At 40.0% G+C, this 8,278-nt stretch carries 6 protein-coding genes; 4 read left to right on the top strand and 2 right to left on the bottom strand.

From position 1 onward, the window contains the following. Window positions 1-333, top strand: a 333-nt coding sequence (locus G466_RS0117330; protein WP_026814063.1) for a transposase, incomplete at its 5' end; no start/stop codon positions are given. A gap of 157 nt (window positions 334-490) precedes the next feature. Here G466_RS0117330 and rimM read toward each other — a convergent pair. Continuing rightward, window positions 491-1,018, bottom strand: a complete 528-nt coding sequence (gene rimM, locus G466_RS0117325; protein ID WP_026814769.1) for a ribosome maturation factor RimM — start codon at window positions 1,016-1,018, stop codon at window positions 491-493. A gap of 14 nt (window positions 1,019-1,032) precedes the next feature. Further along, window positions 1,033-1,572, bottom strand: a complete 540-nt coding sequence (locus G466_RS0117320; RefSeq protein WP_026814768.1) for a 30S ribosomal protein S16 — start codon at window positions 1,570-1,572, stop codon at window positions 1,033-1,035. A 723-nt stretch (window positions 1,573-2,295) separates the two neighbouring features. Between G466_RS0117320 and dnaE the strand changes: the two genes are divergently transcribed. From dnaE to G466_RS0117305, 3 genes are all read left to right on the top strand, one after another. After that, the gene (dnaE, locus tag G466_RS0117315) at window positions 2,296-6,681 is read left to right on the top strand and encodes a DNA polymerase III subunit alpha (RefSeq protein ID WP_026814767.1); all 4,386 of its coding nucleotides are present in this window, start codon (window positions 2,296-2,298) and stop codon (window positions 6,679-6,681) included. Between the two features lie 159 nt (window positions 6,682-6,840). Then, complete coding sequence (gene trxA, locus G466_RS0117310; RefSeq protein WP_026814766.1) at window positions 6,841-7,158, top strand: thioredoxin; 318 nt, start codon at window positions 6,841-6,843, stop codon at window positions 7,156-7,158. Between the two features lie 174 nt (window positions 7,159-7,332). After that, complete coding sequence (locus G466_RS0117305) at window positions 7,333-8,262, top strand: DUF58 domain-containing protein (RefSeq protein WP_026814765.1); 930 nt, start codon at window positions 7,333-7,335, stop codon at window positions 8,260-8,262. The last annotated feature ends 16 nt before the right edge of the window (window positions 8,263-8,278 follow it).

The following is an 8,278-nucleotide window of genomic DNA, read 5'->3' as shown; positions in this document are numbered from 1 at the left end:
ATATTGTTTGCCGAATATCCCGACATAAAGGTAGCCTTCGACCTGGTACAGGGGCTCAGGAACATATTCAATACAGCCACTACTATACAAACGGCATATACGAAACTGGCACACTGGCACAAGGACGTAGAGGCTTCGGGCTTTAAAAGCTTCCAAACAGTGGCTAACAGTATCAGCGTTAATTACAGATCTATACTGAACTATTTTATAAATAAAAGTACGAATGCCTCGGCAGAATCATTCAATGCAAAAATTAAAGCGTTCAGGGCACAATTCAGAGGGGTGAAAAATGTAGAATTCTTCCTTTACAGATTAACTACAATTTTTGCATAAACACAACAATTGGTCATGATCCAATAAGAGGGGTAGGTCGTTGCTAGAATCGGTTAAGATTCAATGCTAATTATTGGGATGGGGAAGTTCCTTAGAATGAAAGATAGTGAAAATTATCTCTCTTTGCCTGTGACAATAAAAAAAATAGGGAGCTAAATTAAGAGAGGTAGAGGTCTACAAGACCTTCGGGAGTATCTACAAAAATGGTTTTCTTTTCGCGATCTACTTTAACGATAATTTCATCACGCACGGGAACAAGCAATTGTTTGTCACCCTGTTTTACCTCAAATAAGGCTTGGGGGGTGCTGTCGTTTATGCTTTCTATGATTCCAATATTGCCGTGGACTTTATCCTCCATTGTAAATCCGATTACCTCATGGTAGTAGAATTTATTTCCTGTTAGTTTGGGAAGGAAGGATAGGGGAAGGTAAATTTCGGAACCCATAACCTTGTCTGCATCCGATTCATCGGCCACCTCTTCAAATCTTACGCGTAATAAGCTAGATCGGTGAAGTTGACTTTTTTCAATAAAAAATGGAACCAGATTGTTTCCAAGAGAAACAAATACTGATTCCAAATTTTCGTATAGTTCGGGTTCATCGGTATCCAATTTAATGTGTACCTCTCCCTTAAAGCTATGTTTAGAAACGATTTTTCCGAGGTAAAAACACTCTTCCTTTGTCATCGTCCCTTAAATAACTATTCTTTATCTGTAGCTTCTGCAGTATCTTCAGCTGCTGTCTCTTCAGCTGCTGTCTCTTCGGTAGCTTCTTCTTCAGCAGGAGCTGCTGCAGCAGCTGCTTCCGCTGCTCTCTTAGCGTTTACTTCTTTTTCAGCTTCTAGGGCTTTTGCTTTTGCATCAGCTTCGGCTTTAGCCAAATCCTCAACCTTAGAACCTATTTTGTTTTCTTTTTCTTCTAACCAAGCATTGAATTTTTCTTCAACTTGCTCTTCAGTTAAGGCACCTTTACATACGCCACCTAATAAATGGTGCTTTAAAAGTACTCCTTTGTAAGATAAGATTCTTTTAGCTGTATCTGAAGGCTGTGCTCCATTATTTAGCCATTTCACGGAACTATCAACATCTAATTCGATAGTAGCAGGATTGGTAGTTGGGTTGTAAGTTCCCAATTTCTCCAAATATTTACCATCTCTTTTAGCGCGAGAATCCGCAGCTACTACCCAATAGAAAGGTTTTCCTTTTTTTCCGTGTCTTTGTAATCTAATTTTAACTGGCATATCACATTAATTTGTAGGGTGCCCGACCCTTGATTATTAATTCTTTTTTCGCTTGGTTGTTCCAAAGCGGGTGCAAATATAATCTTATTCTGGAAAATCACAATGCCACAGCAAAGAAATTGTTAGATTCTGTTCCATTATTTGGGATTGGTCGTTATTATCTTCTGTCTTCATTGAATATTCCATTAAATTTAGATAAAGTCTTGTCCGTTTTACTTGGTGATTTACAGAATTAAATTTTGTAACCTAGGGCTTATTTTATAATCAGGTGGCTATCTTTTGTGAATAAGCTCTAGCTATCATTCCGAAGAATAAAAGCGAGACAATTAGCTGATTTTTCATTGCTGTAAATGTATAAAGTTCGGTTATCACAACAAATAAGCTTGCTTAAAGCCGGAGTAAGCTAGTAGCTTTTGACCAACTGCTGATTGGACTGACGAATTACAAGCTATCTTTAATGTCGTTTATAATTCCTCGCGTTTCCATTTTTATAACGGCTTGTATTTGCTTAATTTTACGGACTGTTTTTTGTTGGAAGGTATGGCTATTTTAGCCTAACTAAATGGGGTGGATTTTCTTTAAGAAAACAACTCTTTTTAGGCAGACTTACGAGATGGCTTGTAACACGCTGTGAATGCATTGTTAGAAGTCATAAGCTTTAATCCTTTATTTATTCGTAAACTTAAAACGATAAACTGTGAACCTTAAATCTGTCAGCTTACTATGTTCCTAATTTTTGATACCGAAACCACAGGATTACCCAAACGCTGGAATGCGCCATATACTGACGTTGATAACTGGCCGCGATGTATACAGATCGCATGGCAGTTGCATGATGAAATGGGGCGACTTGTGGAGAGTCAGGATTTCTTGGTGCGTCCAGACGGATTTAATATCCCTTATGATGCAGAACAGATACACGGTATTTCTACTGAATTGGCAGAAGAAAAAGGGGTGGCCATACAGGAAGTGCTGGAAAAATTTAATGAAGCCCTAGGGAAAGCCAAGTTTGTAGTAGGACAGAATGTAGGGTTCGATTTAAATATAATGGGGGCCGAGTTCCATCGGTACCAAGTGGAAAATAACTTACAAGAATTACCGGTATTAGATACCTGTACGGAGCATACGGCTCAACTATGTCAGATTCCCGGAGGAAGAGGTGGCCGATTTAAATTACCTACTCTTACCGAATTACACCAATATTTGTTTGGAGCGCCTTTTGGGGAGGCCCATAACGCTACTGCGGATGTGGAAGCAACTACACGTTGTTTCTTGGAATTGGTGCGGCGTAAAGAATATACGGCAGAACAATTAGATGTAAGCCCAGATTATTTTAAAAATTTCTCGGAGGTCAATCCGCAGGAAATTCAATTGATCGGATTAAAGCACATCAACCTTAAAAAAGCTTCTAAAAAAATTGCCGATAAGCTATGGGCAAAGGATACAGAAGTTATTTCTCAGGAAGAAATAAAGGAAAATATAAAGACCCTAGAAGATGCGGAGTTTGTACATCTTCATAACCATTCCCAGTATTCGGTACTGCAATCTACCATGTCTGTGGCAGAGTTGGTGCAGTGCGCGGCCAAAGAAAAGATGCCTGCCGTGGCGCTTACCGATCATGCCAATATGATGGGGGCCTTTCATTTTGTTAGTGCGGTAGGCGGACATAATTCCAAAGTAAGAGCTAAGAATGCCCAAGCAATAGAAAAAGGGGAAGAGCCTACCGAGCAAGAGATTAAGGCTATTCTGGGATGTGAATTCTTTGTATGTGAAGACCATACCAATAAAAGTGTAAAGGACAACGGGTACCAGATCGTTATTTTGGCCAAAAATAAAAATGGGTACCACAATATGGCCAAAATGTCGTCCATCGCTTATACGGACGGATTTTATTATGTGCCACGTATAGATCGTAAGATAATAGAGCAATACAAGGAGGATTTAATAATACTTACGGGGAACCTTTATGGAGAGGTGCCGGGGAAAATATTGAATGTAGGGGAGAATCAGGCTGAAGAAGCATTACTGTGGTGGAAAGAGCAATTTGGCGATGACCTATATATAGAGATAATGCGCCACGGTCAGGAAGATGAAGATAGGGTAAATCAGGTATTGGTAGCTTTTGCAAAAAAGCATGATATTAAAATGGTAGCCACCAACAATACCTATTATGGGGCTAAAGAAGATGCAGAGGCCCATGATGTGTTGTTGTGTGTAAAGGACGGTGAAAAGCAGGCTACCCCTATTGGCCGTGGTCGTGGGTATAGGTACGGGTTACCAAACCAAGAGTACTATTTTAAGTCGAGCTCCGAGATGAAGGAGACCTTTAAGGATCTCCCAGAATCCATTTTAAATATTCAAGAGATAGTAGATAAGGTAGAGCCTTATGAGCTGGCTAGGGATGTGCTATTGCCTATATTTGACATTCCGGAGGAATTTAAGGTGCCCGAGGATGCGGTAGATGGAGGGAAAAGAGGTGAGAATGCATACCTGAGACACATAACCTATGAAGGTGCTAAAAAGCGGTATGGGGAGATTACAGATGTGATAAGGGAGCGACTGGATTTTGAGCTTGCTACCATAGAGAATTCCGGTTATCCAGGATATTTCTTGATCGTTGAAGATTTTATTCGAGAGGCGAGGAATATGGATGTATCCGTAGGGCCGGGAAGGGGATCTGCTGCAGGATCGGTGGTGGCGTATTGCCTTACTATTACCAATATAGATCCTTTAAAGTACGACCTGCTTTTTGAGCGGTTCCTAAATCCGGACAGGGTGTCCATGCCCGATATTGATATCGACTTTGATGACGAGGGGAGAGGGCGCGTTATGGATTACGTGATTAAAAAGTATGGGGCCAACCAAGTGGCTCAGATTATTACCTATGGTACCATGGCAGCAAAATCCTCAATACGGGATACAGCTAGGGTACTAGACTTGCCATTGGGAGATGCAGATAGGATATCTAAGCTAATCCCTACCATGTCCAAATTGAGCAAGATATTTGGGGTAAGCGATGCAGATTTAAAAAAGAAGTTCCGTTCAGAGGATCTAGAGAAAGTCCATGAACTGTTAAATATTTCAGAAGGGGATGACCTGGAAGGGCGGACTCTAAAAATGGCAAGAATCTTAGAGGGTTCGGTTAGGAATACCGGTATACATGCCTGTGGGGTGATTATTACCCCTAGTGATATTACCAATTTTGTTCCTGTAGCTACGGCAAAAGATTCGGATCTGTACGTTACCCAGTTCGATAACTCTGTAGTAGAGAATGCCGGTCTGCTAAAAATGGACTTCTTGGGGTTGAAAACCTTGACGCTTATCAAGGATACCGTGAAGATTGTAAAAGCAAAACACAATATAGATCTTGTTCCTGACGATTTCCCCTTGGATGATGAAAAGACCTATGAGCTTTTCCAAAGAGGAGAAACAGTAGGGGTATTCCAGTACGAATCTCCTGGGATGCAGAAACACATGAAGGATTTAAAGCCTACGGTGTTTGATGACCTTATTGCAATGAACGCCTTATACAGACCGGGGCCAATGGAGTATATTCCAAGCTTTATTGCGCGTAAACATGGGGATCAGGAGATTACGTATGACCTGCCAGACATGGAGGAATACCTACAGGAAACGTATGGTATTACCGTGTATCAAGAGCAGGTGATGTTGCTGTCGCAAAAATTAGCGGGCTTTTCTAAGGGTGATGCCGATGTTTTAAGGAAGGCCATGGGGAAAAAGATCTTTGCCCTACTAGAAAAGTTAAAGCCTCAGTTCTTGGATGGTGGTGAGGAAAGAGGTCACCCTAGGCCAGTTTTAGAAAAAATTTGGAAAGACTGGGAGGCTTTTGCTTCCTATGCGTTTAATAAGAGTCACTCTACTTGTTATGCCTATATAGCGTATCAAACGGCTTATTTAAAAGCACATTACCCTGCAGAATATATGGCGGCGGTGCTTTCTAATAACATGAACGATATTAAGCAGGTGACCTTCTTTATGGAGGAGTGTAAGCGGATGGGGCTAGAAGTGTTGGGGCCAGACGTGAACGAATCATTCTATAAATTTGCGGTAAATGCCGAAGGAGCAGTTCGTTTTGGTATGGGAGCCGTTAAAGGAGTAGGGCGAGGAGCCGTAGAGACTATAGTGGAAAATAGAAGGAAAGACGGACCCTATAGATCTGTTTTTGACCTAGCAAAGCGTATCGATCTTAGGGCGGCTAACAAACGGGCATTTGAAAACTTGGCGCTAGCTGGAGGGTTCGATTCGTTTGGGGATACGCATAGGGCGCAATATTTTCATGATGAAGGAGATGGTATTACCTTTTTAGAAAAGGTAATACGGTATGGAAATAAATACCAGGATAATGAAAACTCGGCGCAAGTAAGCCTATTTGGGGATGCCAGTGAAGTTCAGATTCCAGAGCCCGAAGTTCCGCCTTGTGAAGAATGGGGCACTATGGGGAAGCTAAGGAGGGAAAAGGAGGTAGTCGGTATTTATATATCTGGGCATCCATTAGACGATTTCGATACAGAGATAAAGGCCTTTACCAATGCCAATATAAGTGCTGTGGCGAATATGGGCGATTTTGTGAACAAAGAGCTCACTTTTGCAGGTGTAATCTCAGATGTACAACATAGAGTTTCCAAAAATGGAAAAGGTTGGGCGTCATTTATAGTTGAGGACTATGGAGACTCATTGGAGTTTAGAATTTTTGGGGAAGAGTATTTGAAATATAGACACTTTTTAATGATTAATTCCTTTGCGTATTTTAAGGTTTTTATCCGAGAAGGGTGGGTAAATAGGGATACCGGAAAAAAAGGAGAACCCAGAATGCAGTATAATATGATTATGATGCTACAGGATGTAATGGAAACCTTTGCGAAAAAATTGACTATTAAATTGGATATTGGCCAATTAAAAGAAGACAGTATCATGGATTTAAAGGATATCTTGGTGTCGCACGGAGGCAACCATCCGCTGAACTTTGTAGTATATGAGATGAAGGAGAAAATAAAGGTAAATATGACCAGTAGGAAGCAGAAAATCAATATTTCAAGTGAACTACTGATGCAGTTAAGAGAAAATGAAGTACATTACAAGTTGAACTAGAAAATAAATCTTGCTGCACTCAAATGGTTGGCTGGTAAAAGCAAATTTGAACAATGGGATAAACTTTGTTGATATTGTCATAACCAAAACCAATAAGTAGTATGTAAGGAAAAGGCAAAATAATTGTCTAAGTTTGTATAATATTAAAAATTAAGAAACATGGCATTAGAAATAACAGATGCTACTTTTGATGAGGTAGTACTAAAAAGTGACAAACCAGTAGTGGTTGATTTTTGGGCAGCATGGTGTGGACCTTGTAGAATGGTAGGTCCTATCATTGAAGAGGTAAGTGCAGAATACGAAGGCAAAGCCGTTGTAGGTAAGGTTGATGTAGATGCTAACCAGGAATTTGCTGCAAAATACGGTGTAAGGAATATTCCTACTGTATTGGTATTTAAAAATGGTGAAATTGTAAACAGACAAGTTGGCGTTTCTCCTAAGAAGGTTTATACAGATGCAATAGACGCATTATTGTAAGCTTAACAGAACATAACAGACAAAAAAATCCTGCCGGTTGGCGGGATTTTTTTTTTGGACCTTATCCGTTGGGATATTGTAAACCCTTTAGAGAATTGTGGGGCAGGGGTGTAGCTATAACCGATTTTTCAGGACACATTTCTTATAAGGCTGTTTCTTCTTTATATTAGCAGTATGAAGATTCAATCCGAGATACATAAAGCGCAACTCTTCCAAAACTTGGAGTTATTGGCAAATCAAGTAATGGAAGGATTTATTAGTGGGATACACAAAAGTCCCTTTCACGGTTTCTCGGCAGAGTTTGCAGAGCACAAAATTTATAACAGGGGAGAAAGCACCAAGCATATTGATTGGAAGCTGTTTGCGAAAACCGATAAGCTGTATACAAAGCGCTATGAGGAAGAAACCAATTTGCGCTGTCATATTATCTTGGATACTTCGGCTTCCATGTATTATCCCGAAGTGAGACAGCTAGGATTGGATAATCTGAATAAGATTGGTTTTGGGGTGCTCGCTACAGCGGTTCTAATGCAAATATTAAAAAAGCAGCGAGATGCCGTTGGATTAAGCGTGTATTCTGACAGTTATAATTATTACGCTTCTGAAAAGAGTAGCGAAAGGCATCACCAAATGTTATTGGCCAAATTAAGTGAAATTGGCATGGAGACCAAACCTGCGAAGGAAACAGAGACTTATGCCTATTTACACCTGATAGCGGAAAAAATAAAGCGTCGTAGCCTTGTAATCCTTTTTACGGATATGTTTCAGACCACTGTAGACGATGAAAAGCTATTTGATGCGCTGAAACATTTAAAGTACAATAAACACGAAGTGATTTTATTCCATGTTACGGATAGGGAAACGGAACTCTCCTTTAATTTTGATAATACACCCAAGCGATTTTTAGATATTGAAACGGGGGCGCATGTAGATTTGTATGCAGATTCTATTAAAGAGGTGTATGAAAAAGAGGTACAGGAATATTTTAATGCCATTAAATTAAAATGTGCCCAATATAAAATAAAGTATGTGGAGGCCGATGTAAGGGGCGATTTTTCGAAGGTGATGAATACATTTATGGTCGAAAGAAAAAAATTCGCTTAAAATTTGATTTTTTTTT

The organism is Arenibacter certesii DSM 19833 (assembly GCF_000429545.1).
GTDB classification, from domain to species: domain Bacteria; phylum Bacteroidota; class Bacteroidia; order Flavobacteriales; family Flavobacteriaceae; genus Arenibacter; species Arenibacter certesii.
Note: the sequence above shows the minus strand (reverse complement) of the source record. Positions and strands in the feature narration are given on the sequence as shown.